The sequence below is a fragment of the uncultured Martelella sp. genome, assembly GCF_963677965.2.
GTDB lineage: Bacteria > Pseudomonadota > Alphaproteobacteria > Rhizobiales > Rhizobiaceae > Martelella > Martelella mangrovi.
The window spans coordinates 23,350-47,028 of record NZ_CAXXFM010000003.1; the positions used below are offsets into that span (position 1 = coordinate 23,350).

Below are 23,679 nucleotides of genomic sequence, written 5' to 3' on the forward strand. Positions count from 1 at the left end.
GTTTTACGGTGTCGGAGGCGTGCTGCCTCAGGCGCGACAGTGAAAATCAGGAAAACCCGGTTTCGGCTGATTGATGCATCTTTGCAGTCTGAAATGCTGTCGTGACCCTGCTTCGCGCGAAACTTGAAGTGCTCTTCAGGACCGGGCATTCGCTGCCCTCCAACTATGCTCTCGGTCCGGTTCAATCAAGCCGACGCTCCGCTACAAGTTGACGCATATCAAGAAGGACTGACGCGAGATGTCCCGCACCTCGCGGGCACCCACCGTTCAGATTTCGGCTGCCTCTCGAATGCACCGGAGACAGCATGCACTGCGAGCCTCGAAAGGCTTTCCGCAAGAACCGTTTGGATGAATACGCTTTTCAGGTTCGTTTAGAAAAACGAACCAACACCCTGAACTGAAAACATTTTCTATCGTTATTGATCCGCTTCAGCCGGCGATTCTTCCGCCACTCATCGGTTCGGGCACACCGGTCGTCGTCGGGAAGCTGAAGGGCAGACCGCGGAGCGCCCTGACCGCCAGAAAGGCAAAGCACTCCGCCTCGATGGCATCGCCCCGCCAGCCGACCGTTTCCGCCGGAACCGCCTCGACGCCGGCACGGGTTTTCAGCATTTCCATGATCGCCGGGTTGCGTCGACCGCCGCCGCAGACGATGAGACGTTCAGGCCGGACGGGCAGAAGGTCGAGTGCCTTACCGACGGCGGCAGCGGTAAAGGCTGTCAGCGTTGCGGCACCCGTTGCCGGGTCAAGCCCTTCGGCCATGCGGGAAGAAAAGTCGAAGCGGTCGAGCGATTTCGGGTAAGGGGCGGCGAGATAGGGATGCTCGAGCAGTTTTGACAGCCGCGCCTCGTCCACCGTGCCGGAGAGCGCGAGCGCGCCGTCGCGGTCCATCTCGCCGAGACCGTTTTCCTTCATGAAATCATTGAGCGGCGCATTGGCGGGGCCGGTATCGAAGGCGATCAGCCGCTCGCCCCCGTCCCACCAGGTGACGTTTGCGACACCGCCGAGATTGAGCACAGCCGTCCTGCCGGAGGTGTCGAGGCTTCTCAGCAGCGCCTGGTGATAACCGGCCGAAAGCGGCGCGCCCTGCCCGCCGGCACGCACATCCGCCGTACGGAAGTCATAGGCCACCTTGCAGCCAAGCCGTTCATGCATCAGCGCGCCGTCACCAAGCTGGCGGGTATCGCCGATGCGCCCCTTCTGCGGCGCGCGGTGCAGCACCGACTGGCCGTGAAAACCGACAATGCCGATATCGGCCATGGTCAGTCCCTCAGCCTCCACGAGGGTTCTCACCGCATCGGATTGCGCAAGCGTCAGCACCGTCTCGGCTTCGGCAAAGATTTCCGGCTCAGGCCCCTCGAAGTTCCATGTACGGGCTTCCGCCAGCGTCTCCTCCAGAAGATCGCGCGTGGCCTGCGGATAAGGCGCCAGCGTATAGGCGCCGAAAGCCTCCACGGTCACGCCGTCGGTTTTCAACAGTGCGACGTCGATATTGCCGTCAAGCACGGTTCCGGTCATCAGGCCGACGGCCCAGACGGGTTCGAAATCTTGCACCATCATTCCGCTCCGTTGATAAGGTCGCTGACACGCCGCCTGAGCGCCATGATGCCGCTTTCCGTGTGGCGGCTTGGATGCACGCGGTTTGTCAGCAGCGTCCACGCATGGCCGCGCTCGAAATCGACGCAAAGCGAGGTGCCGGTAAAGCCGGTGTGGCCGATCGTGGCGTCGGAACAAGCGGCACCGCCGTGCCAGTTTTCGTAAGGCCGTTCCCAGCCATGGGTGCGGAGTTCGGACAGCGGTTCACGCATCAGCTTTACTGCCGGATCGTCAGCGGCATCGCGCTTCAGCAGGCCGGCCGCATGGTCGAGCACGGCATCAACCGTGCCGAACAGCCCGGCATGGCCGGAACCCTGCAGCGCATAGCAATTCTCGTCATGCACCTCGCCGCAGATCACCCGGCCGCGCCAGGTGCAGCGCTCCGTTGCCGCCGTCTTTTCTGGATTGACGGAAAAGGCAAAGCCCGGGCCGGGATCGAGTGCGCGGAGGGGCTTGCCGGAAAGGCGCTCCAGCGCGATGCCAAGGAGAATGAAATTGATATCGGAATAGACCGACGTTTCAAGCCGTTTCCATTCGCGCTGCAGCACGAAGGCGCGCAGCCGCTCTGGGTCATCGCCATAGGTATAGATCGGCTCGACTGCCGGAAACGGGGTCTGGTGGCCAAGGCACTGGCGAAACGTCACCTGCCGTTCCCAGCAGGTCGGATCATACTGGCGGAAATCGGGAATGACGACGGCCAGCGGCTGGTCGAGATCGATCACGCCCTCCTGCGCCAATGCCAGAATGCGCTCGGTGGTGAAGATCACCTTGGTGAGCGAGGCGAGGTCGAACCATGTTTCGCTCGTCATCGGACGCTTTTCCGGTGTCAGCGCCGCAGAACCGACAGCACGTGTCAGCCGCTTGCCACCACCATCGACAAAGCCCAGAACCCCGCCGGGGATCCGCCCCTCGGCAACCGATCCTTCCAGCGTGGCAAAGGCCTTGTCGAAGCGTTGCGAAATCTCTGCCGTCATCACACCTGCTCCACGCGCGCCATATGATCGGCGCCAAAGCTTAGCCATTCGGGTTTCGGCGGCTCGTAGCCGGCCGGCCGCACCAGCGACGGCACCTCGCTGTTGTCGATGCAATAATCCTGCCGGCGGCGGTCGATGCTCGGAACGGCCGCAATCAGCCGCTTGGTATAGGCATGTTTCGGCGCTGACAGAACCGAGGCAGCATCGCCGATCTCGACGATCTGTCCGGCATAGACCACGGCGATGCGATGGGCAATGCGCTCAACCACAGCCATATCGTGGGTGACGAACAGATAGGAAAGGTTCATGTCGCGCTGCAATTCGGTCAGCAGATCAAGCACCATCGCCTGCACCGAGACATCGAGCGCGGAAACGGCCTCGTCCAGCACCATGACGGAGGGTTTCAGCATCAGCGCGCGGGCAATGCACAGGCGCTGGCGCTGTCCGCCGGAAAACTCGTGCGGATAGCGCATCAGCGCATCCTCCGGCAGGCCGACGCGCGCCAGAAGTTCGGCCATGCGGGCGCGGGTTTCGGCGTTCAGCCGTCCGCCGGTGGCAATCACCGGCTCGGCCAGAATGCTGTCGATCCGCATGCGCGGATTGAGTGAGGCATAGGGGTTCTGGAACACCATCTGGATCGGGTCGCCATGGGCGGCAATGCCGGCGCCCTCACCCAGATGAAACGCGCCGCGCGTCGGCTTCGTCAGCCCCATGATGGCGCGCGCCGTGGTCGATTTGCCGGACCCGCTCTCGCCGACAATGCCAAGGGTTTCACCCGGCATCAGATCGAAATCGACGCCGTCCACGGCATGCACGGCACCGTTCCGGCGCCTGAAAAAGCCCGACGTGACGGGAAAACGGACCGTCAGGTCCTCGACGGTCAATGCCGGTTTGGCGGCTTCAGCCTTTGCCCGCGAGAAATCGCGGCGCACCGCGCGGCCATCGTCAAAATGCGGCACGGCCTTCAGAAGATGCTGCGTATAGGCATGCTGCGGATTGTCGAGCACGTCATCGGTCGCGCCCTGCTCCACGGCAACACCCTGCTGCATCACCATCACCTTGTCGGCGATACCGGCGACGAGGCCGATATCATGGGTGATGAAGATCAGCCCCATATCGCTTTCGCGCTTCAGTTCCGAAAGCAGCGCCAGGATTTGCGCCTGCACCGTCACGTCGAGCGCGGTGGTCGGCTCGTCGGCGATCAGCAGGCGTGGATTGCATGACAGCGCGGTGGCGATCATCACCCGCTGCAGCATGCCGCCGGAAAGCTGATGCGGATGATAGGAAAGCCGCCGTTCCGCATCGGGAATGCGCACGCGTTTCAGGGCATCGACAGCCGCATTCATCGCCTGCTTGCCGGTCAGCCCGTGATGCAGGCGGAAGCTTTCGGCAATCTGCTCGCCGACGGTGTGCACCGGATTGAGCGAGGTCATCGGCTCCTGAAAGATCATGCCGATCTCCCTGCCCCGGATTTTCGCCAGTTCCTTTTCGGGTGCAGCGGCAAGATCGGTCACATCACCGGAGCCGAGCGCAAAATCGATCCGGCCGCCGGTGATCCTTCCGCCGCCGAAATCGACGAGGCGGTTGATCGAAAGCGCGGTGACGGATTTGCCGGAACCGCTTTCGCCGACGATGGCCAGCGTCTCGCCGGGATCGAGCGTGAAATCGATGCCGTGGACGACTTCGTTTTTGGCCGGGTCCTTGCCGAAACCCACATGGAGGTTGGAAACGGTCAGAAGATGGCTCATGCGACCGCCCTCCTCGAACGCGGGTCAAGAATGTCGCGCAGCGCATCGCCCAGAAGGTTGAAGCCGAGAATGCCGATCATGATCGCAAAGGCGGGAAACACCAGCAACCAGGGCGCCATTTCCATCAGGTTGCGCGCTTCGCTCAGCATCAGCCCGAGGGAGGCTTTCGGCGGCTGGGTGCCGAGGCCGAGGAAGGAAAGCCCGGCCTCCGTCAACAGCGCCCAGGCGAGCGCCAGCGTCACCTGCACGGTCAGAGGCGCTACCAGATTGAGCAGCATGTGACGCGACAGGATATAGCGGCGCGAGGAACCGAAGGTGCGGGCGGCATCGACGAATTCGCGGGTTTTCAGCGACAGCGCCGGGCCACGCACCACGCGGGTGAAGATCGGCGTATAGACAAAGGCAATCGCCATCACGCTTGTCCATGTGCCGGGGCCGGCAATGGTGATGATCAAAAGCGCCAGCAGGATTGCCGGAAAGGCCAACAGCACATCCATCAGCCGCATGATCGTGCCGTCCCAGTAGCTGCCGAACCAGGCGGCCGCCAGCCCCAGCACGATGCCGGCGACGGTTGCCAGTGCGACCGAGGCAAAGGAGACGATGAAGGATTGCGCAATGCCGATCATCAGCCGGCTAGCGACATCGCGTCCGAGAAGATCGGTGCCCATCCAGTAGGTGGCGTTCGGGGCGTGCAGGCGGTCGATGCGGAATTGCATCAGCGGGTCGTGCGGGGTCAGCCCGACAAGGCCGAGGACGGCGATGATAATATAGAGCGCGACGATGGTGCCGCCGATGCGGCCGCTTGGATGGGCGAAGATTAAGCGCAGCAGATGCATTACTTGCCTCCCAGCCGGATACGCGGGTCGAGCGCGGCATAGGCGAGATCGACCAGCAGATTCACGATCATGAAATTGAAGGCGATGAACAGCACGCTGCCCTGCACCAGCGCGTAGTCACGCTGCAGGATCGCTTCCAGCACGGTGCGGCCAAGGCCCGGCAGCGCAAAGACCTGCTCGACGATAACCGCACCGCCGAGCAGATAGCCGAACTCGACGCCCGAGACGGTGACCACCGGGATCAGCGCATTCGGCAGCGCATGATGCCAGATCACCGAACGGGCCGGCACGCCCTTGGCGCGGGCGGTGCGGACATAATCGTCGGAGAGAATATCGAGCATGGCCGAGCGGGCAATGCGGGTGACGGCGGCGGCGAAGGCGAAGCCCAGCGTCAACGCCGGCAGGATCATCTGCGCGAGGTTTTTCAGCGGATTGTCCCAGAGCGGCGTAAACGTGCCCATGGCGGGCAGAACGCCGAACCCGACGGAAAGCGCGTAGATCGCCAGCAGCGCGACCACGAAATTCGGGGTCGACTGGCCGACCATGGCGACGATACGGACGATCAGATCGGAGGGCTTTTCGGCATGGGTGGCGGCGTAGATGCCGGCGGGAAGGCCGACGGCCAGCGCGACGACCATGGAGAGCAGCGCCAGTTCCAGCGTCAGCGGAAAGACCCGCAGGATCACCTCCATCACCGGGCGGCCATAGGTGACCGAAATGCCGAGATCGCCGTGCAGCACACCGCCAAGCCAGTGCCAGTATTGCCCGAACCAGCTCTGGTCCATGCCGAAATAGGCTTCAAGCGATGCGCGTTGGGCCGGTGTCAGAAGGCCGGCCTCGGTTCCCAGCATCGCCGTGATGGCATCGCCGGGAACCAGCCTGATCGAGACGAAAACGAGGACGGATACCCCGAGCATGACCACAGGAAAGGTCACCAGTCGCCGGGTCAGATAGTTCATGGGGTATGCGCCTCTTGCTTCTTTTCTGCCCGCTTATTCGCTGACGGTGACGGCGGAAAGGCCGAAGAGCGAGCCCGTCGGGTTGGCCTCGAAACCGCTCACCTTGTCGTTTGCCGCCGTGTAGCTGTAACCGGTGTAAAGCCAGATCCACGGCGAAACCTCGGTGATGTGTTTGGAGAATTCGGCGAAGATGTCCTTGCGCTTTGCCGGATCGGTCTCGACGCGGCCTTCCTGCATCAGGCTGTCCAGCGTGTCGTCGCCGTAATGGGCGACATGGGCCAGATTGCCGTCCTTGGTCCAGTAGCGGTTATACATGGTGTAGGGGTCGGTGCGGCCACCATTCAGCGCAACCGCCATGTCGAAATCACCCTTCAGCCAGCGGTCGATATAGACGTTCAGCTCCATCATCTCGATTTCGAGATCGATGCCGATTTCGGCAAGCTGCGACTGGATCACCTGCGCTTCGGATGCCGCTGTCGGCGGCTCGCCGGTTGCCGCCATGATTTTGGCGGAAAAGCCGTCCTCATAGCCGGCTTCGGCCATCAGCGCCTTGGCCTTTTCGAGATCCGGCGTATAGCAGAAAAGTTCGGACGGATCGGTGGCATAGGCCGGCATGGTCAGCGGCCCGGTCACCTTGCCCTCGCCCAGAAGCGCTGCATCCAGCACATCCTGACGATCGATGGCGCAGGAGATTGCCTGGCGCACCTTTTCTTCCTTCATCGCGCCTTCTTCGGCGTTGAGCTGCAGAACGTGATAGTTCAGCACCGGTTCACGATCCAGCGTCAGGCCGGGATTGTTCGGCACCAGGGTCGCGACCAGCGGATCGTTGATCAGCGCGAAATCCACCTGACTGGTGCGCAGTGCGGCAAGGATCGCGGTTTCATCGGGCAGCACGGAAATATTGATGCCGTCGAGGCTGACGTCGCCGCCCGCCCAGTTCTCATTGGCGGTGAGCACTTCGCGTGAATTGGGTTCCCAGCTCTCCAGAACGAAAGGTCCCGAGCCGAGTGTTTCCGTGCCGCTGGTCCCCGCCTCGATCAGGCTTGCCGGCAGGATTGCGGCATTGATCGACGACATCGCCGTCAGAAGCGGCACATCCGGCTGCGACAGGTTGAAGACCACGGTTTCGTCATCCGGCGTGTCAATGCTTTTGATGGAGAGGAAGTTGGCACGCGCGGCAGCCCCCGTTTCCTCATTCAGAATGCGCTCGAAAGATGCTTTCACATCCGCCGGCATCACCTTGTCACCATTGGAGAATTTCGCATCCGGGTTGAGCTTGAACGTCAGCGTCTTGCCATCCTCGGAAAATTCCCAGGACGATGCGATGGCCGGCGCAATGTTGAGTTCGCCATCGGTGCGCACCAGCGGCTCATAGACGAGTTCCAGGAGGCGCAGCGAGGCAAAGGCGGTCTGCTTGTGCGGGTCGAGACCGGTCGCATCCTGCGACCAGGCCATGTTGAGCGTTGCAGCGGATACCGGAACGGCCGCCCCTGCCATGCCGAGTACGGCGGCAACGGCAACCGCGGAAACCAGATTTTTGAAACGGCGTCTACCCATGATCATATCCCTCGAGATTATTGCGTGTTGCCGATGCGGCCTTCGCCGGCACCGGAGAGACTTCAGCTGTTGCGGCTTGGCGCCGTCTTCTGATTGATCGCCTTGCGCAGGAAGCCGCCTGTTTCCGTGAGGAGGTCGCGGCCGTCCTGCATGTCCATGTCCGTCAGCGCCATCAAAATGGCGAGCTTGACGTCGTTGCCGGTCTTTTTCAGCAAATGTTCGGCGGTTTCATCCGAAACCCCGGAGGCTTCCATGACAATGCGCACGGCGCGTGCATAGAGCTTGGCATTCGACACCGTCACATCGACCATCAGGTTCTGATAGACCTTGCCGATGCGGATCATGCTGGCCGTGCTCAGCATGTTGAGCACCAGCTTCTGCGCCGTGCCGGATTTCAGCCGGGTGGACCCGGCAAGCACTTCCGGGCCAACGACGGGGGCAATCGAAATGTCGGAAATCGCGGCAATGGCGGATGCCGGGTTACAGGAAAGCGCAACGGTGGCTGCCCCTTTGTCCCGCGCATATTCAAGCGCGCCGATGACATAGGGCGTGCGCCCGCTGACGGCGATGCCGACGACCACATCCTTCGCCGTCAGGTCTATCGCTTCGAGATCCCGCGCGCCCAGCACCGGATCATCCTCCGCCCCCTCGACGGCCGTGGTCAGCGCCCTCTCGCCGCCCGCGATCAGACCGACGACCATGCCCGGCGGCACGGAAAAGGTCGGCGGGCATTCGGACGCATCGAGCACCCCGAGCCGCCCGCTGGTGCCCGCACCGATATAGACGAGCCTGCCGCCGGCGTTGAAGGCGTCGACGATGCGGTCAACGGCGCGCGCAATTGCGTCAGCCTCCCGCCCGACCGCGATGGCCGTCTCGCCGTCCTCGGCATTGATCTTTTCGATGATTTCACGCGTTGACAGCAGGTCGAGATCGAGCGTGCGCGGATTGCGCCCCTCGGACACCAGTTTCTGAAGCTCGCCAGCCAGCAAATTCATGAAGTGCATTCCCCGTTATGACAGGCCGTGTTTGTTTTCTTGTTGTTGTCACGACGACCTTTTGGGAACGCTATAATCGTAAATTCCATTTGTCAAATTCAATTCAGAATAATTTATTCCATATCGACAACGGGCTTCCCTGCCATCCGTCAGGGGCTTCGGCAACACAGGGAAACCCGTTACACTTTCGCAATCATTCCATTGTATTCCAGAGTTGAGGAATTTATTATTCCACCCGATGCGACCCAGGCGAGAGGAAAACCGTGTCCGTTCTCAACGTGATCGAAGCGCAGCTTGAAAGCCTTGCGCCGGCGGACCGGCAGATCGGCCGCTTCATTCTGGAACATCCCGACGAGGTGCTGCGGCTTTCCTCTGCCCGCCTTGCCGAAGAAACCGGCCGCAGCCAGTCCAGCGTGGTGAAATTCGCCCAGAAATTCGGTTTTGCCGGCTATCAGGAGATGAAACTCGCCGTCAGCAAGGCCCGCGCCCGCGAATGGCGCCCGCCCGGCGCGCTGCACAGCACGATCGAACTGGGCGACAGTCCGTCGACGGTGGCGCAGAAAATGCTTTCGAGCAAGATGCACGCCATGCAGCAGACGGTTGCCGCCAATGACGAGCGCGAGATCGCCCGCGCGCTCGACCTGATCGATGCGGCGGGACGTATCCACGTGGCAGGCGTCGGCGCCTCCTCGCTGGTGGCGCGCGATTTCTGCCTGAAGCTGCAGAAGCTCGGACGCTATGCGCTGCACGATGCCGACAGCCATGTGCAGATGGCCAATGTTTCCGCCTCGAAATCCGGCGATGTGCTGTTTGCGCTCTCCCATTCCGGCACCAGCATCGAAACCGTGCGCATTGCCGAACTGGCCCGCAAGCGCGGTGCGGCCGTGGTTTCGATTACCGGCCCGCAGCAAAACCCGGTCGCCCGCGGCGCCGGCATCGCGCTCTACACCATTGCCGACGAGGAACGCGTGCGCTCCTCCGCCATCACCGCCCGCGATGCCCAGCTGATGCTGACCGACTTCCTGTTCATCCTCCTTCTCCAGCGCCAGAAGGATGCCGGCGACTACATCGCCGACAGCGGCGAGGCCGTGACCGCGCTGAAGCTCGGCGGCGAGAAATAGGACCGCGCGCGCCTCACGTCTTCAGCGGTACACAAATCTCGGTGACAAGCGCGGCAGGCGGCGTGTCGCGCGGATTATTGTGGTAGATTTCACAGGGCGGAGCGTCTGCGGGCTCAAGACCTGCCGCCGGCAGCCAGCTTCCGTAAAACCAGTTATAGGCCTTGTGCAGTTCGGCATAAGGGCCCGTATGGGTCAGCACCGCATAGCGGCCACCGGCCAGCTTGCGGCTTTCAAGCCCCGCAGGCACGTCGGCGTCATCCGGCAGGGTGAGCGCGGCAAAGGAATTCAGCGCCGCCTCCTCCGTTATGCCCGGATCGTCGTAATAGACGCCGATCATTTCGGTTTCCGGCCCGAATGCCCCGCCGGCAGCCATCAGACCGGCGGCAGGCCCGAAGGCCTTGTCGATCTCCATATAGGAGCCGCGATGCGGCAGGCCTGCAAGTCTGCGTTCATTCATCGTGCGCAGTTCGACGTCATACATATCGCTCTCCCATTGCATGACCGGCTGATCGAACATCCTGTGCCGGCCCTCGCTTCTGTAGCGCGCCGGAGTAATGCCGTAGGTGCTTCTGAAAACCCGTGTGAACGCCTGGACGCTGGATACGCCCGCGCGTTTTGCAATCGCCTCGACGGACGCATCGGAATTGACGAGTTCGCCTGCCGCGCGGTGAAGCCGAAGCCGCCGCACCGTCGCAGCAATGGTTTCGCCATAAACGCCGCGATAGATGCGATGCCAGTGCCATGGCGAAAGACAGGCGACTTCCGCAAGCCCGGCAAAATCGAGTTCGTCGTCCAGATGGTTATGGATATAGGCGCTCACCCGCATCAGGCGTTGCTGATAGGTCTGAAAATCCGGTTCACTGTTCATGATCTCTTTCCATTTTCATTTGGCCCTGTCGTTGAAGCACCAACCGGTTTGACAAATCTTGCGGAATTGCCCGCGTACCGAAAAACGTTACGCTACCCTTGCCAGAAGCAACAGATTTGTTAGACAGGATTCCATTCTCCCTCCCCCGTGCAAGGTCGCAAAGCCATGCCTACCCGTCTCGTTCCCAAAACCGTCAGCGTTCTCAAGGAAGGCTATGGCCTGTCCCGGCTGAAGGCCGATACCATTTCCGGACTGACCGTCGCCATCGTCGCCCTGCCGCTTTCCATGGCAATTGCGATCGCCTCCGGCGTTTCGCCCGATCGTGGGCTCTACGCCGCGATCATCGGCGGTTTCTTCGTTTCGCTTTTCGGCGGCAGTCGCCATCAGATCGGCGGGCCGGCGGGCGCGTTCATTGTTCTGGTGGCAGCCTCCGCGGAGCGCCACGGCATTGACGGGCTGATGCTGGCGGTGATCATTTCCGGGCTGATCATGATCGCCGCCGGCTATCTCAGGCTGGGGGCCTATATCCGCTTCATCCCCTACCCCGTGACGGTCGGCTTTACGGCGGGCATCGCCATCATCATCTTTGCCAGCCAGCTTTCGGCAATCCTCGGGCTTGACCTGCCGGGCAAGGAACCGGGGCCATTTGCCGACAAGGTCGCCTATCTTTCGCAATTCGTCGGCACCACCAATTTTGCCGCACTGGCCATCGCCGTCGGCACGATTGCCCTGATCATCGCCCTTCGAAAACTGCGGCCCGGCTGGCCCGGCATGCTGATTGCCGTTGCCGTCGCCACGCTTGCCGCCACCCTGCTGCATCTGCCGGTGGAAACCATCGGCAGCCAGTTCGGCGGTCTGCCGCGTGGCCTTCAGTCTCCGTCAGTGCCGACCCTGTCGGTCGAAAAGGTGATCTCGGTTCTGCCGGATGCCTTCGCCTTTGCGCTGCTGGGCTCCATCGAATCGCTGCTGTCTGCCGTTGTCGCCGACGGCATGACCGGCCGCCGCCATCGCTCCAACATGGAACTGATCGGCCAGGGCGTGGCCAACATCGCCTCCGGGTTCTTCGGCGGCATCTGCGTGACCGGCACGATCGCCCGCACGGCCACCAATGTCCGCGCAGGCGCGACAAGCCCGTTTTCCGGCATGCTGCATGCTGCATTCCTGCTGGTGTTCATGCTGGTGGCGGCCCCGCTCGCCCGTTTCATTCCGCTGGCAGCGCTTGCCGGCGTTCTGGCGGTGGTGGCCTGGAGCATGGTCGAAAAACCGGCAATCCGCGCCCTGTTCAGAAGTTCGCGCGGCGATGCGGTGATCCTGACCGTCACGCTGCTGCTGGTGGTCTTCCGCGACCTCACCGAAGGCATTGTCGCCGGATTTGCACTCGGCGCCGTCCTGTTCATCGATCGCATGGGCCGGGATGTCGCCGTCAGCCCCTATGACGACTATAACGCCAAGACCGAACACCCGATCGTCAACACCGATCCCGACACCATCGTCTATCGCATTTCCGGCGCCTTCTTCTTCGGCGCAGCCTCCACTGTCGGCTCCGTGCTTGACCGCATCGCCGACAGCGCGAAGAATTTCGTGCTGGACCTGTCGGACGTCTCCTACATCGATTCGTCGGCCGCCAATGTGCTGGAAAGCACGATCCGGCGCGCCCACGCCCGCAATGTCAGGGTTCTGCTGAGCGGCGTCGACCCCAGGGTCAAGGCGATCCTGACCGCCAATCACATCGACGAAAACCGGGTGACCTATTGCACCGATCTCGACGCCGCAGCCGCAATCATCGGCGCCACCGGCGACACCGCGGCAGCGCACCCGGACGACACGTGATCCACATCTCTCTGCAAGAGAGGAACGTAAAAAGAACACGGATGGAAAAGTAATTTAAAAACAGCGACAGAAGAAGACTTGAAACAGGAGAACAAATAGAGTACGGATAGGGAAATCACAGCCTCACCTAGGCGGCGGGCGAAACAAGGGATAAAGTCGATGGCACAGAATTCACTCAAACTCGTTGAGGAAAAGGCAGTGAACAAGAGCAAAGCGCTGGAAGCAGCACTTTCCCAGATCGAACGTTCGTTCGGCAAGGGCTCGATCATGAAGCTCGGCGCTCAGGACAGCATCGTCGAGATCGAAACCGTTTCGACCGGCTCGCTGGGCCTCGACATCGCCCTTGGCATCGGCGGCCTGCCGCGTGGCCGCATCATTGAAATCTACGGGCCGGAAAGCTCCGGCAAGACCACACTTGCGCTGCAAACCATTGCCGAAGCGCAAAAGGGTGGTGGCACCTGCGGCTTTATCGATGCCGAACATGCGCTTGATCCGGTCTATGCCCGCAAGCTTGGCGTTGACCTGCACGACCTTCTGATCTCGCAGCCGGATACCGGTGAACAGGCGCTTGAAATCGCCGACACGCTGGTGCGCTCCGGTGCGCTTGACGTGATCGTGGTCGACTCCGTTGCCGCCCTCACCCCGCGCGCTGAAATCGAAGGTGAGATGGGCGACAGCCTTCCCGGCTCTCAGGCCCGCCTGATGAGCCAGGCGCTGCGCAAGCTGACGGCGTCGATCTCGCGCTCCAACTGCATGGTCATCTTCATCAACCAGATCCGTATGAAGATCGGCGTCATGTTCGGTTCGCCCGAAACCACGACAGGCGGCAATGCGCTGAAGTTCTACGCCTCCGTCCGCCTCGACATCCGCCGCATCGGCGCAGTCAAGGACCGCGACGAGGTGGTCGGCAACCAGACCCGCGTCAAGGTCGTCAAGAACAAGATGGCGCCGCCCTTCAAACAGGTCGAGTTCGACATCATGTATGGCGAAGGCGTTTCCAAGATGGGCGAGCTGATCGATCTCGGCGTCAAGGCCGGCATTGTGGAAAAATCCGGGTCCTGGTTCTCCTATAACAGTCAGCGGCTCGGTCAGGGCCGTGAGAATGCCAAAACGTTCCTGAGAGAAAATGCCGCAATTGCCGAAGAGATCGAGCTGGCCTTGCGCCAGAATGCCGGTCTGTTGTCCGAAGGTCTTCTGGATGCCGAAGAGGAAAGCCCGACAACCGGAACCGACGACGATTGATCGGACCGACCGGCCTCACGGCAGATGACCGGAACGTTTGATACATGAAATCAGCAGCGGCTTTACGGAGCCGCTGTTTTGTCTTGTCTGGACAGTGGCGACGCCTGTCGCTAAAAGCCGTGAAAGTCTCGGCAGACAACACCGATATACGTAAGGGGCGTGGCATAGCATGAGTGGCGTGAATGAAATCCGGTCGACCTTTCTCGACTTCTTCAAGCGGAACGGGCATGAGGTCGTCCCGTCCAGCCCGCTTGTGCCGCATAACGACCCGACCCTGATGTTCACCAATGCGGGCATGGTGCCGTTCAAGAACGTGTTCACCGGTCTTGAAAGCCGTCCCTATTCGACGGCGACGACCGCGCAGAAATGCGTGCGCGCCGGCGGCAAGCACAACGACCTCGACAATGTCGGCTACACGGCCCGCCATCACACATTCTTCGAGATGATGGGCAATTTTTCCTTCGGTGACTATTTCAAGGAACAGGCCATCTCGCTGGCCTGGGAACTGATCACAAAGGAATTCGGCCTGCCGAAGGACAAGCTTCTCGCGACCGTCTATCATGAAGATGACGAGGCCTTCGATCTCTGGCGCAAGATTGCCGGCCTGCCCGAAGATCGCATCATCCGTATCCCGACGTCGGACAATTTCTGGTCGATGGGCGATACAGGTCCTTGCGGACCGTGCTCGGAAATCTTCTTTGACCATGGCGATCAGATCTGGGGCGGCCCGCCCGGATCGCCGGAAGAAGATGGCGACCGCTTCATCGAGATCTGGAATCTCGTTTTCATGCAGTATGAGCAGCTTACGCCAGAGCGGCGCGAAGACCTTCCGCGCCCCTCGATCGATACCGGCATGGGTCTTGAGCGGGTTGCCGCCGTCCTCCAGGGCAAGCACGACAATTACGACATCGATCTGTTCCAGAAGCTGATCGGTGCATCCGAAGAACTGACGGGCGTAAAAGCCGAGGGCGAGCGGCGGGCCAGCCACCGTGTGATTGCCGATCACCTGCGCTCATCCGCCTTCCTGATTGCCGATGGCGTGCTACCGTCGAATGAGGGCCGCGGCTATGTGCTGCGCCGGATCATGCGTCGCGCCATGCGCCATGCCGAACTGCTCGGCGCCAGAGAGCCGATCATCTATCGGCTGCTGCCGACGTTGGTCGGTGAGATGGGTCGCGCCTATCCCGAATTGCAGCGTGCAGAATCCTTGATTTCGGAAACGCTTCAGCTTGAAGAGTCGCGCTTCCGCAAAACCCTCGATCGCGGCCTGACACTGCTTGAGGATGCCACGCGCAATCTCTCCAAGGGTGAAAGTCTCGACGGCGAGACCGCCTTCAAGCTCTACGACACCTATGGCTTTCCGCTTGACCTGACCCAGGATGCCCTGCGTGCGCGCGGCATTCATGTCGACTTGTCCGGCTTTCAGGACGCTATGCACCGTCAGCGTGCCGAAGCCCGCGCGCACTGGGCCGGTTCGGGCGATACAGCCACCGAAACCATCTGGTTCGAGCTTGGCGACAAGCACGAAGCCACCGAGTTCCTCGGTTACGAGACGGAAAAGGCCGAAGGCGTGGTGCTGGCGCTGGTCAAGGACGGCGCCACTGCGGAAAAGGCGTCTGCCGGCGATAGCGTTGCTGTCGTTGTCAACCAGACGCCGTTCTACGGTGAATCCGGCGGCCAGATGGGAGACACCGGTACGATTTCAACCGATCGCGCCCGGCTTCGGGTGACCGACACCCAGAAAAAGGCCAATGGGCTGTTCATTCATTTTTGCGAAGTCGAGAACGGCGATCTCGCGCTGGGCGAGCCGGTCAGCCTTGAAGTGGATCATGCGCGCCGCGCGCGCCTGCGCGCCAATCACTCGGCGACCCATCTGATCCATGAAGCGCTGCGCCAGAAGCTCGGCCCCCATGTCGCCCAGAAGGGCTCACTGGTGGCGCCCGAGCGACTGCGTTTCGACATTTCGCACCCCAAGCCGATGACAGCGGAAGAACTTGCCGTCGTCGAAGACATGGCCAACGAAATCGTGCTGCAGAATGCGCCCGTCTCGACCCGCCTGATGGGCGTGGACGATGCCATTGCCGAAGGCGCAATGGCGCTGTTCGGCGAGAAATACGGCGATGAGGTGCGCGTTGTCTCCATGGGCACCGCAACGACCGGCGACAAGGCGGGCAAGACCTATTCGCTTGAGCTGTGCGGCGGCACCCATGTCCGCGCCACCGGCGAGATCGGCCTGATCCGCATTGTCGGCGAAAGCGCCGTCGGCGCTGGCGTCCGCCGTATCGAGGCGCTGACAGGTATCGATGCGCGCCATTACCTCACCCAGCAGGATGACAAGGTCAAGGCACTCGCCGCCGCCCTAAAGGTGCAGCCCGACGAAGTGGCAAACCGCGTTTCGGCCCTTGCCGAGGAGCGACGTCGGCTGGAACGTGAACTGGCCGAGGCGCGCAAGCAGATCGCACTTGGCGGCCCTGGCTCCTCCGATGAAGCGGAGATGATCGGCGACATTTCGCTTGCCGCCAAGGTTCTTTCCGGCGTGGCCGCAAAGGAGCTGAAGGGGCTTGCCGACAGTGCCAAGAAAGACAGGGAACGCACCGTCGTCGTGTTCATCAGCATCGCCGAAGACAACAAGGCCAGTGTTGTGGTTTCGCTCACAGCCGATCTGACCGACACCGTCTCCGCGGTCGATCTCGTACGCGAGGCCTCGGCTGCGCTTGGCGGCAAGGGCGGTGGCGGCCGGCCGGACATGGCTCAGGCCGGCGGTCCGGACGGCAACAAGGCAGACGACGCGATCGAAGCGATCCGCACGGCGCTCAAGCGCTGAAACAAATGGATGCCGAAGCCTCAGACTGTTTCGGCATCATATTCCACCGCCGCGAAGGCGGCGGCGATAACCTCAGGCCCTGCCCCCTGCTTCGGCGCCTCGGTTGATAGAATCTGGCGATAACGTCGCGCGCCTGCATACCCACTGAAAAGCCCGATCATATGGCGGGTGATCTGGGACAATCGGACACCCTGCCCCATCTGCCTTTCGGCATAATCCATCATGGTCCGGCACAGTGCCTCAAGGTCCACCGTCTTTTCCGGCTGCCCGAAAAGACGGTGATCGACCTCGGCCAAGATGCGCGGGGTCTGGTAAGCGGCACGACCCAGCATCACGCCATCGACATGGGCCAGCTGTGCCTCGGCTTCGTCCAGCGTGGTGATCCCGCCATTCACACCAATGAAGAGATCCGGAAACTCCACTTTCATGCGGTGAACCAGCCCATAGTCAAGCGGTGGAATTGTCCGGTTTTCTTTCGGGCTCAACCCCTTGAGCCAGGCCTTGCGCGCGTGGATCCACACCGCATCCGCCCCGGCGTCGGCCATGCGCGCAACAAAATCCGGCAGCACGGTTTCAGGATCCTGATCATCGACCCCGATCCGGCATTTGACCGAAACCGGCACATCCACTGCGGCCTTCATCGCCAAAACCGCTTTTTCCACGATCTCGGGCGTCTGCATCAGACAAGCCCCAAATGTTCCGGACTGAACGCGATCGGAGGGGCAGCCGACATTCAAACCAATCTCGTCATAACCGAAATCCGCACCGATCCGCGCCGCCTCAGCAAGCCTCTCCGGGTCAGAACCGCCAAGTTGCAAAACCATCGGATGTTCACAGTCATCAAACCCCAGCAGACGCCCCCGATCCCCACGCAACACAGCATCCGCCACGATCATCTCGGTATAAACCTGCCCGCCTCTCACCAACTGCCGATGAAAATACCGGCAATGCCGATCCGTCCAATCGATCATCGGTGCAATGGCGAAGCGTCTTCCTAGCTCAACATTGATTTCATTACTATTTTTCACGTTATCACTCATTCAGTCCTAGGATTTTTATCCTATTTGTAGCCTTTTCAGACCATTTTTTGGATGCTATTGCTAATTTTAAGCAATCCGAAAAAAAGCTTGAGCAATATGGGCACGATAACAGCACGAAAAAAGAAAAAATCCGGCCTCATCGTCTATACGGCGCAGATCCGCATAACCCGCAAAGGCAAAACAGTCCACAGCGAGAGCCAGACCTTTGATCGTAAGAAGCTTGCCGTTGCATGGATGAACAAGCGCGAAGGCGATCTGTTCGAGCCCGGCGGGCTTGAGCGCGCGAAACACGGAAATGTAACGCTCGCGGACGTAATCGACCAGTACATTAGGGAAAATGCCGCCCCCATGGGAAGGACCAAGACACAGGTCCTTCGCACTCTGAAAAGTTTCGATATAGCCGATCTTTCCTGCGAAGAGATCACCAGCGCGCATATTGTCGCGCTCGCGCGTGAACTCTCTATTGACAAGAAACCGCAAACCGTAGCGAACTATCTCTCTCACCTTTCTTCGGTCTTTGCTATCGCACGCCCCGCGTGGGGCTACCCGCTTGATAAACAGGCTATGCAGGACGGTGTGATCGTTGCCAAGCGGCTGGGGATGACCTCGAAAAGTCGACAGCGCGATCGACGGCCGACACTCGAAGAGTTGGGAGACCTCTTGGCATTCTTTCGGCGACGCAGCGCTCAGGCACCACAATCCATGCCGATGGACGAAATCATTCTTTTCGCGCTTTTTTCGACGCGCAGACAGGATGAAATCTGCCGCATTTCATGGGCGGACCTGGACGAGCAGAACAGTCGGGTTCTTGTGCGGGATATGAAGAATCCGGGACAGAAGATAGGCAACGACAACTGGTGCGACCTGCCCGCGCCGGCTTTAGCTGTCATCAAGCGCGCCCCGCAAAAAGCTGAACGGATATTTCCCTACTCGCCGGAATCCATCAGCGCCAATTTCACAAGGGCCTGCCGGCTGCTCGGCATCGAAGACCTGCACTTTCATGATCTGCGTCACGAAGGCATTAGCCGGCTTTTTGAGACCGGCTATAACATCCCACATGCTGCGGCAGTCTCCGGCCACCGCTCATGGGTGTCCTTGAAGCGATACTCCCATATCCGGCAGCGGGGAGACAAATACGATAGCTGGGAATGGATGCCTGCAAATGAGTGAGATAAAGAGGCTGGCGGGAAATCGTGAAGCCCCTAGAATAGAGGGTAACTCCGCGTCTAGTTGGTCTAGCGTTGCCTTCAATGGAAAGATGCATCAACGGACGACCCACCACACACACCCTCTATACCCACCTCAAGCACCTTTTAGTCTTCCTTCGTCTTTCCTGACAGGCAGCTTTCCTGATGAGGGCCTGTCCGGCATTGTGCAGGGCTTCAAGTTTGAAACCGTAGGCGTGCTCCCGGCCTCCATTGCGATTTGAGATGTACCAATCTTGAAGCCTGACCATTGGTCTCGTTGTACTTATTTACTCAAGATACCAATTGCCCTAATATTTTTCTTGCTCATTTGGACCCAGAGCTGCCGCGCGGCGCCGGAACGGCGGCGGGGCAGGACAAAGAGACCGTTCGAAAACTAAAGTCGAAAGGCCGACATCTGCCCGGACCCGCTTGGCGTTTGCACACAGACCACGCCCATAAGCGTGAAGATATGGTCCCTGGTTTGCAGACAGCCGCGTTAAGCGGATTTTCCGCGGCATGGCGGCATGATGCCACGAGCGAGGAGATGACCGTGTCGAGAGAAACACAAGGCGCACATGGCGCTCCGTCGTGGAAAACCGTTCTCGGGAAGGCGTTATGGACCGGGGTGATCGCGCCACCGCTGGTCCCAATCATCTATGCTATCGGAATTGGTATTGTTTTCGTCGTCAGCCGGGGCTTCCGGGATGTGACTTGGCCACCGGAAGACCCGCTTACCCTATACCTGGCGTTCTTCGTGGTTCCGGCCGGATCCTACCTGATCGGGTTCCTGCCGGCGCTGGCAACCGGGGCCATCCTGGGGTGGTGCCTGCCGCGGATCGCGGCCCTGTGGCAACGCGTGGGTGTCGCGCTTCTGACTGGGGCTGTATCCACGATTCCGGTGTCCCTTATGTGGAACAATCCTCCACCGATGCGGTCTCCGATCCTTGAATTCGGAGCAATCGGTGCGGTCTCGGCTCTCTTGACCCTGCCTATACTGCATCGCCGGAGAAAGGCTGGTGACGTGTTCACCTCACCGGTCTGAACGTCTGAACATATATACTGTGATGGCGCTTATGGCATCCGATGAATGGCCTTGGAGGTAATCAGAACCAATTTCTTTAAATTATATTGCACTTAATGAGCGTGGATGCAAAATATGCATCTTGGCAGCGGTCAGGGGGATCGCATGCAATAATTTATTGGGGAAGTCATGAAATCGATTTTTTTGGCGGTATGCGTTGCCGCTGTTGCACTTTCTGGATGCGCCCGTCGCCCGGACGCCATCACTGCTACAACGATACCTATGCAGGCTTATACAGGCGATAGCTGCTCATCCTTGAGGCAACAACTTGCAAATGAAAAAAGCAACCTCTCGGCGCTTTCAAAACAACAAAATGACGCCGCAAACGGCGATGCTTTTGGCGTATTCTTGGTTGGCGTTCCACTTAGCAGCCTTAGCGGTGGCGACAAAGAAGGTGAAATTTCCAACGCCAAAGGCAAGATAAATGCGATGGAAGCCGCCATGCATAAGAAGGGATGTAAGGGCGCCTAATCAACAAAACACGCATCTTATGGAGTAAAGAGAAACCGTTTCGCTGAAGGCATCACCCGCTCTTCAACGCCTTCGGCACTTGCATCAACCCATCGGAGAGCCACACGCCGAATCCGGTCCAGCCATCGCGGCGCATAGGCCGTAGGCTCGTAACTCCTGAGCAAAAGTCGAGCTGAGAATAGTTTGCTGCGGCGAGATAGTTGTCGGCGCGATCACCGCCCACTCGAGATCCGTCAGGTCAAAACGTCGGTGCATCAATGGTCTCCTTTCCAGAGGCCATTGAATCAAGTCACTCCGGCGAGGTGAACCCGTTTATGGGTTACGGCCTAGGAAATGCGCTTGGCGAGCCGTTTCTTGCCGCCAAGATCGGCGGCCGGTGGCGACACGGGCCGTACCGAGATCGTGCTCGCATTGGGGGATATTTCTGAGTCGGCCACAGCGCGTCGCCCGCGCAGGCAACCGGGTGCGGTGAGGATTCTTGATGCTTATCATCCGGGACGAAGTTTGGCGACTGACTCGTCGTTTGCAACCTTGGCAGGCTGCAGGCCGCCCGGGATCCGAGTAGAGGAAAAACCGGTGAAGTGTTCGCTTCACCGGCTTTTTCAATTTGTAAAAATGCGAAGAGTTTTCTTGCGCTATGAGTTCTTAGCTACAGCTGCATGGGGCGGGCTGTGGACCGTTTCGTTCCGGAACTCGACAATCAAATAGTTTTCTTGATCGCAAACCGCCTCCAGCGCCCACTCGAACGTTCGTGTCCTTCATGGCACGCGCCATTGACAGACAGTCTTGGTCACTACTTCATAAGGCAGCCTGACCGCTCAGCGCTAAAAGATGAGAAAAATGAATCTAGTCCCGCCCCAGTCTCAATTTGAAGACCAGATACGACACTGCAACCATTTTCGTTGCGGCCAATAGGCCCCATTCCTAGGTTAGTTGAAAAGATGGGATCGAGCTCTTTTTCTTCGTGAGTCCCAGCTGCAACCAATGTTTGTCGTTCCTGTAGGAACGCTGATGCAAAGAGGGCCTCTTCGTTCGGGGTTATGGCTGATGCAGCGGAAGCGAGTTGGACGGCACAGGACAACCGCGATCCTGGATATTCCTCTACTACCACCACGAAGGATGAACCGGGTTGCTGCCATTTATGCAGAAATATCTCATAGCCAGGGATCAACGGATAGGCGTAACCTTTAACGATAAGGGGCGGAATGCGCCTGGTGGATTGCCCGAGATCATGAAGCCCTTGCACGTTCAAACTCTCGCTCTGCTCGACCGCCAAGCGGCAGCGCGTCCAGAGTTCCCGCCATGTCTCTACATTTTTGCCGCCTGCTCGAGTCTCCGATGAATACATGCCTGCGAAGGCGATCAGAAGGAATAAAGAAGTCCGGAACACTCGCACCTCACAATCCGCCAACGCTTCAGCAACTTCACTGCCTCGAAAGAGGTACAAGATTGACCGCTCCACGACAAGTCTAGCGCAACTTTCATCTGAGCCGAGTGTGAATAGCCGGAGCGGGGTAATAAGCTTTGGATGCTTACAGGCCCTCAAACGTCTGAAGCCTCTTGAGGCCTAAGCAGACGATTTATCGTCGACTACTCGGATTATCTGACCAAGCGAGTGGCAAAAGACCAGAGAGATTACTAGCCGCCCTTCAGCGCCTTCAGCACCTGCATCAGCCCATCGGAAAGCCAAACGCCGAACCCGGTCCCGGCCATGGCGGCGCCGAGGATATAACCCCGGCCGATCTGCTTGATCTTCTGATATTCGGCGACGAACTCCTCGGTTTCACCGATCCGCTGTGACAGGATCTCGTTCTGCTCGAGCAGGCGTTCGTTCTGGTGCTCGACCGTGTTGAGCCGGTCGTGGATTTCTTCGTTGCCGCTGCCGTTTTCGTCCACCTTGCGGATCAGGGCATCGAGCTTGCCCTGAACCTCTCCCAGATGACGCGCGAGATCGACCGTCATGCCCTGCCCCGTTTATTTGATAACTGCTTTGAAGCCGGCGACGCCCGAGCCGATATAAAACACCCACTTGACCATGGCCGCATAGGCGTCCTGCAATGCACCGGTCGGCAGGTCAAAAACCTGCTGATCCCCGAATATGCCCCTGAGATACGGGATGCTGTCGATGACGACAGCGATTTCCCAAAGGATCAGCGGGCCGGCGACGGCGAACACCAGAACCCAGAAGAGCGGAAACGACAGCTTGGCCTTGTTGTAATCCGCCATGATGCGGGTTTCCTCGACCACCTGCCGCAGATATTCCGCCGTCAGTTCGGCCCGGATTTTCTCACGATCATTTTCAAGTTTGGCCCGCTTGTCGATGAGGGTGATGGCGCGTTCGACAATGCCGCCCGCGCCAAGCTTGAGCAGCCATTTGATGAAGGTCGGGATCATACCTCCACCTCATGGCCCGTCAGTGTGTTGATCCGGCGTGCGATCACATCGCGGTAGCGCCAGGCAAACCAGCCAATGGCGATGATGACGACACCGGTGACGATCCAGCCGATCGGCAGGCCGGAAGCCCATGCGATTGCACCGGAGGCGGCGGCCGATGCACCGGATTTCTGTGCCGCATCCTTCAGCGCCGCCACATCGCGGCGAAGCTGGGCGATGGTGGCCGGGCCGATAATGCCGTCATTGACCAGGTGCGGGTGGGCCATCTGGTAGGACAGAACAGCCTTGCGGGTGTTCTCGCCGAACCAGCCGTCAATCGTGCCGGGGTCAAAGCCTCGTTTCTTCAGCATTTCCTGCACATCGCGCACCACCGGATCGCCCGTTTCCGGTGCTGTGTTGGTTGCCTGTCGCGGCACGCCTTCCGGTGCGCTCACAACGGCGTCGACGCCGGTGTAGATGCCCTGTTCAAACAGCAGCGCCTCTTCCTTGCGCCGGCGGACAAGGCCGGGCAGACGTTTGCCCTTGGAGGTGTTGTAGTGGCTGGCAAGATAGTCGGCCGCCGCCTTCAGCCTGCCGGCGCGCCAGAGCTTCCCGAAGCGCCACTTGCTGACAATGCGGCCACCGAGATTGAAAGCGGCCGAGGTCGCCGCATCCATCTGGTATTGCGTTCGATCGGACGGCGAGTTGGCAACAACCTCTTTGCCATAGCCGTTGTCGATGACCGTGCGCAGGATCCGGTCGGACTGCTCGGCCGTGATTTTCGTCTTGCCGGGAATGAGTTTTGTAATGCCGAGCTTTGCGAATTCGCGTCTGCAATAGGCAGAATTCATGGTGAAGCCGGTTCCGATCGTCGGCGTGCCGGTCGGATCGCGATAGGCCGTCAGCGGATTGCCTTCATGAAGGCGCACGAAAGCGCGCCCCCGGCTGGATACCGTGGTGATTTCCATGTTCGATTG

At 60.1% G+C, this 23,679-nt stretch carries 20 protein-coding genes; 7 read left to right on the forward strand and 13 right to left on the reverse strand.

What is annotated here, in order from left to right; all coding sequences use genetic code 11:
* Nucleotides 1-429: 429 nt before the first annotated feature.
* From ACHZCU_RS19390 to murQ, 7 genes are all read right to left on the reverse strand, one after another.
* Entirely contained in the window at nucleotides 430-1,557 is a 1,128-nt protein-coding gene (locus ACHZCU_RS19390) for an anhydro-N-acetylmuramic acid kinase (protein ID WP_319520167.1), read from the reverse strand.
* Entirely contained in the window at nucleotides 1,557-2,570 is a 1,014-nt protein-coding gene (locus tag ACHZCU_RS19395; protein ID WP_319520168.1) for a serine hydrolase domain-containing protein, read from the reverse strand. The genes ACHZCU_RS19390 and ACHZCU_RS19395 overlap by 1 nt, the downstream gene beginning before the upstream one ends.
* Complete coding sequence (locus ACHZCU_RS19400) at nucleotides 2,570-4,318, reverse strand: ABC transporter ATP-binding protein (RefSeq protein WP_319520169.1); 1,749 nt, start codon at nucleotides 4,316-4,318, stop codon at nucleotides 2,570-2,572. Before ACHZCU_RS19400 ends, ACHZCU_RS19395 begins: the two co-directional genes overlap by 1 nt.
* The gene (locus ACHZCU_RS19405) at nucleotides 4,315-5,154 is read right to left on the reverse strand and encodes an ABC transporter permease (protein ID WP_319520170.1); all 840 of its coding nucleotides are present in this window, start codon (nucleotides 5,152-5,154) and stop codon (nucleotides 4,315-4,317) included. The genes ACHZCU_RS19400 and ACHZCU_RS19405 overlap by 4 nt, the downstream gene beginning before the upstream one ends.
* Entirely contained in the window at nucleotides 5,154-6,113 is a 960-nt protein-coding gene (locus ACHZCU_RS19410) for an ABC transporter permease (protein ID WP_319520171.1), read from the reverse strand. Before ACHZCU_RS19410 ends, ACHZCU_RS19405 begins: the two co-directional genes overlap by 1 nt.
* 33 nt (nucleotides 6,114-6,146) lie before the next feature.
* On the reverse strand, nucleotides 6,147-7,670 hold the full coding sequence (locus tag ACHZCU_RS19415) for an ABC transporter substrate-binding protein (protein WP_319520172.1): 1,524 nt from the start codon (nucleotides 7,668-7,670) through the stop codon (nucleotides 6,147-6,149).
* A 62-nt stretch (nucleotides 7,671-7,732) separates the two neighbouring features.
* Nucleotides 7,733-8,665 (reverse strand): N-acetylmuramic acid 6-phosphate etherase, encoded by a 933-nt coding sequence (gene murQ, locus ACHZCU_RS19420; RefSeq protein WP_319520173.1) that lies wholly within the window; start codon nucleotides 8,663-8,665, stop codon nucleotides 7,733-7,735.
* Between the two features lie 263 nt (nucleotides 8,666-8,928).
* On the opposite strand from murQ, the gene ACHZCU_RS19425 reads away from it, so the two are divergent.
* Nucleotides 8,929-9,786, forward strand: coding sequence for a MurR/RpiR family transcriptional regulator (locus ACHZCU_RS19425; protein WP_106305598.1), 858 nt, complete (start codon nucleotides 8,929-8,931; stop codon nucleotides 9,784-9,786).
* A gap of 13 nt (nucleotides 9,787-9,799) precedes the next feature.
* Here the strand turns inward: ACHZCU_RS19425 and ACHZCU_RS19430 are convergent, their stop codons facing one another.
* Entirely contained in the window at nucleotides 9,800-10,654 is an 855-nt protein-coding gene (locus ACHZCU_RS19430) for an AraC family transcriptional regulator (protein WP_319520174.1), read from the reverse strand.
* A 165-nt stretch (nucleotides 10,655-10,819) separates the two neighbouring features.
* Here ACHZCU_RS19430 and ACHZCU_RS19435 point away from each other — a divergent pair, with 165 nt between their 5' ends.
* The 3 genes from ACHZCU_RS19435 to alaS all read left to right on the forward strand — a co-directional run bounded on the left by ACHZCU_RS19435 (nucleotide 10,820) and on the right by alaS (nucleotide 16,550).
* The gene (locus ACHZCU_RS19435; RefSeq protein ID WP_319520175.1) at nucleotides 10,820-12,484 is read left to right on the forward strand and encodes a SulP family inorganic anion transporter; all 1,665 of its coding nucleotides are present in this window, start codon (nucleotides 10,820-10,822) and stop codon (nucleotides 12,482-12,484) included.
* 159 nt (nucleotides 12,485-12,643) lie between these two features.
* The gene (gene recA, locus ACHZCU_RS19440; protein WP_319520176.1) at nucleotides 12,644-13,726 is read left to right on the forward strand and encodes a recombinase RecA; all 1,083 of its coding nucleotides are present in this window, start codon (nucleotides 12,644-12,646) and stop codon (nucleotides 13,724-13,726) included.
* A gap of 169 nt (nucleotides 13,727-13,895) precedes the next feature.
* Nucleotides 13,896-16,550, forward strand: a complete 2,655-nt coding sequence (gene alaS / locus ACHZCU_RS19445) for an alanine--tRNA ligase (RefSeq protein WP_319520177.1) — start codon at nucleotides 13,896-13,898, stop codon at nucleotides 16,548-16,550.
* Nucleotides 16,551-16,570: 20 nt separating this feature from the next.
* Here alaS and dusA read toward each other — a convergent pair whose 3' ends face one another.
* Nucleotides 16,571-17,590, reverse strand: a complete 1,020-nt coding sequence (gene dusA / locus ACHZCU_RS19450; protein ID WP_319520178.1) for a tRNA dihydrouridine(20/20a) synthase DusA — start codon at nucleotides 17,588-17,590, stop codon at nucleotides 16,571-16,573.
* A 96-nt stretch (nucleotides 17,591-17,686) separates the two neighbouring features.
* Between dusA and ACHZCU_RS19455 the strand changes: the two genes are divergently transcribed.
* From ACHZCU_RS19455 to ACHZCU_RS19465, 3 genes are all read left to right on the forward strand, one after another.
* Complete coding sequence (locus tag ACHZCU_RS19455) at nucleotides 17,687-18,760, forward strand: site-specific integrase (RefSeq protein WP_319520426.1); 1,074 nt, start codon at nucleotides 17,687-17,689, stop codon at nucleotides 18,758-18,760.
* 285 nt (nucleotides 18,761-19,045) lie between these two features.
* Nucleotides 19,046-19,819 (forward strand): hypothetical protein, encoded by a 774-nt coding sequence (locus ACHZCU_RS19460; RefSeq protein WP_319520179.1) that lies wholly within the window; start codon nucleotides 19,046-19,048, stop codon nucleotides 19,817-19,819.
* A 168-nt stretch (nucleotides 19,820-19,987) separates the two neighbouring features.
* Entirely contained in the window at nucleotides 19,988-20,329 is a 342-nt protein-coding gene (locus tag ACHZCU_RS19465) for a hypothetical protein (RefSeq protein WP_319520180.1), read from the forward strand.
* Nucleotides 20,330-21,122: 793 nt separating this feature from the next.
* Here ACHZCU_RS19465 and ACHZCU_RS19470 read toward each other — a convergent pair.
* From ACHZCU_RS19470 to ACHZCU_RS19485, 4 genes are all read right to left on the reverse strand, one after another.
* Complete coding sequence (locus ACHZCU_RS19470) at nucleotides 21,123-21,776, reverse strand: hypothetical protein (RefSeq protein ID WP_319520181.1); 654 nt, start codon at nucleotides 21,774-21,776, stop codon at nucleotides 21,123-21,125.
* Nucleotides 21,777-21,967: 191 nt separating this feature from the next.
* Entirely contained in the window at nucleotides 21,968-22,291 is a 324-nt protein-coding gene (locus tag ACHZCU_RS19475) for a hypothetical protein (protein ID WP_319520182.1), read from the reverse strand.
* Nucleotides 22,292-22,303: 12 nt separating this feature from the next.
* Complete coding sequence (locus ACHZCU_RS19480; protein WP_319520183.1) at nucleotides 22,304-22,723, reverse strand: hypothetical protein; 420 nt, start codon at nucleotides 22,721-22,723, stop codon at nucleotides 22,304-22,306.
* Complete coding sequence (locus tag ACHZCU_RS19485; protein WP_319520184.1) at nucleotides 22,720-23,670, reverse strand: glycoside hydrolase family protein; 951 nt, start codon at nucleotides 23,668-23,670, stop codon at nucleotides 22,720-22,722. Before ACHZCU_RS19485 ends, ACHZCU_RS19480 begins: the two co-directional genes overlap by 4 nt.
* Between the last annotated feature and the right edge of the window lie 9 nt (nucleotides 23,671-23,679).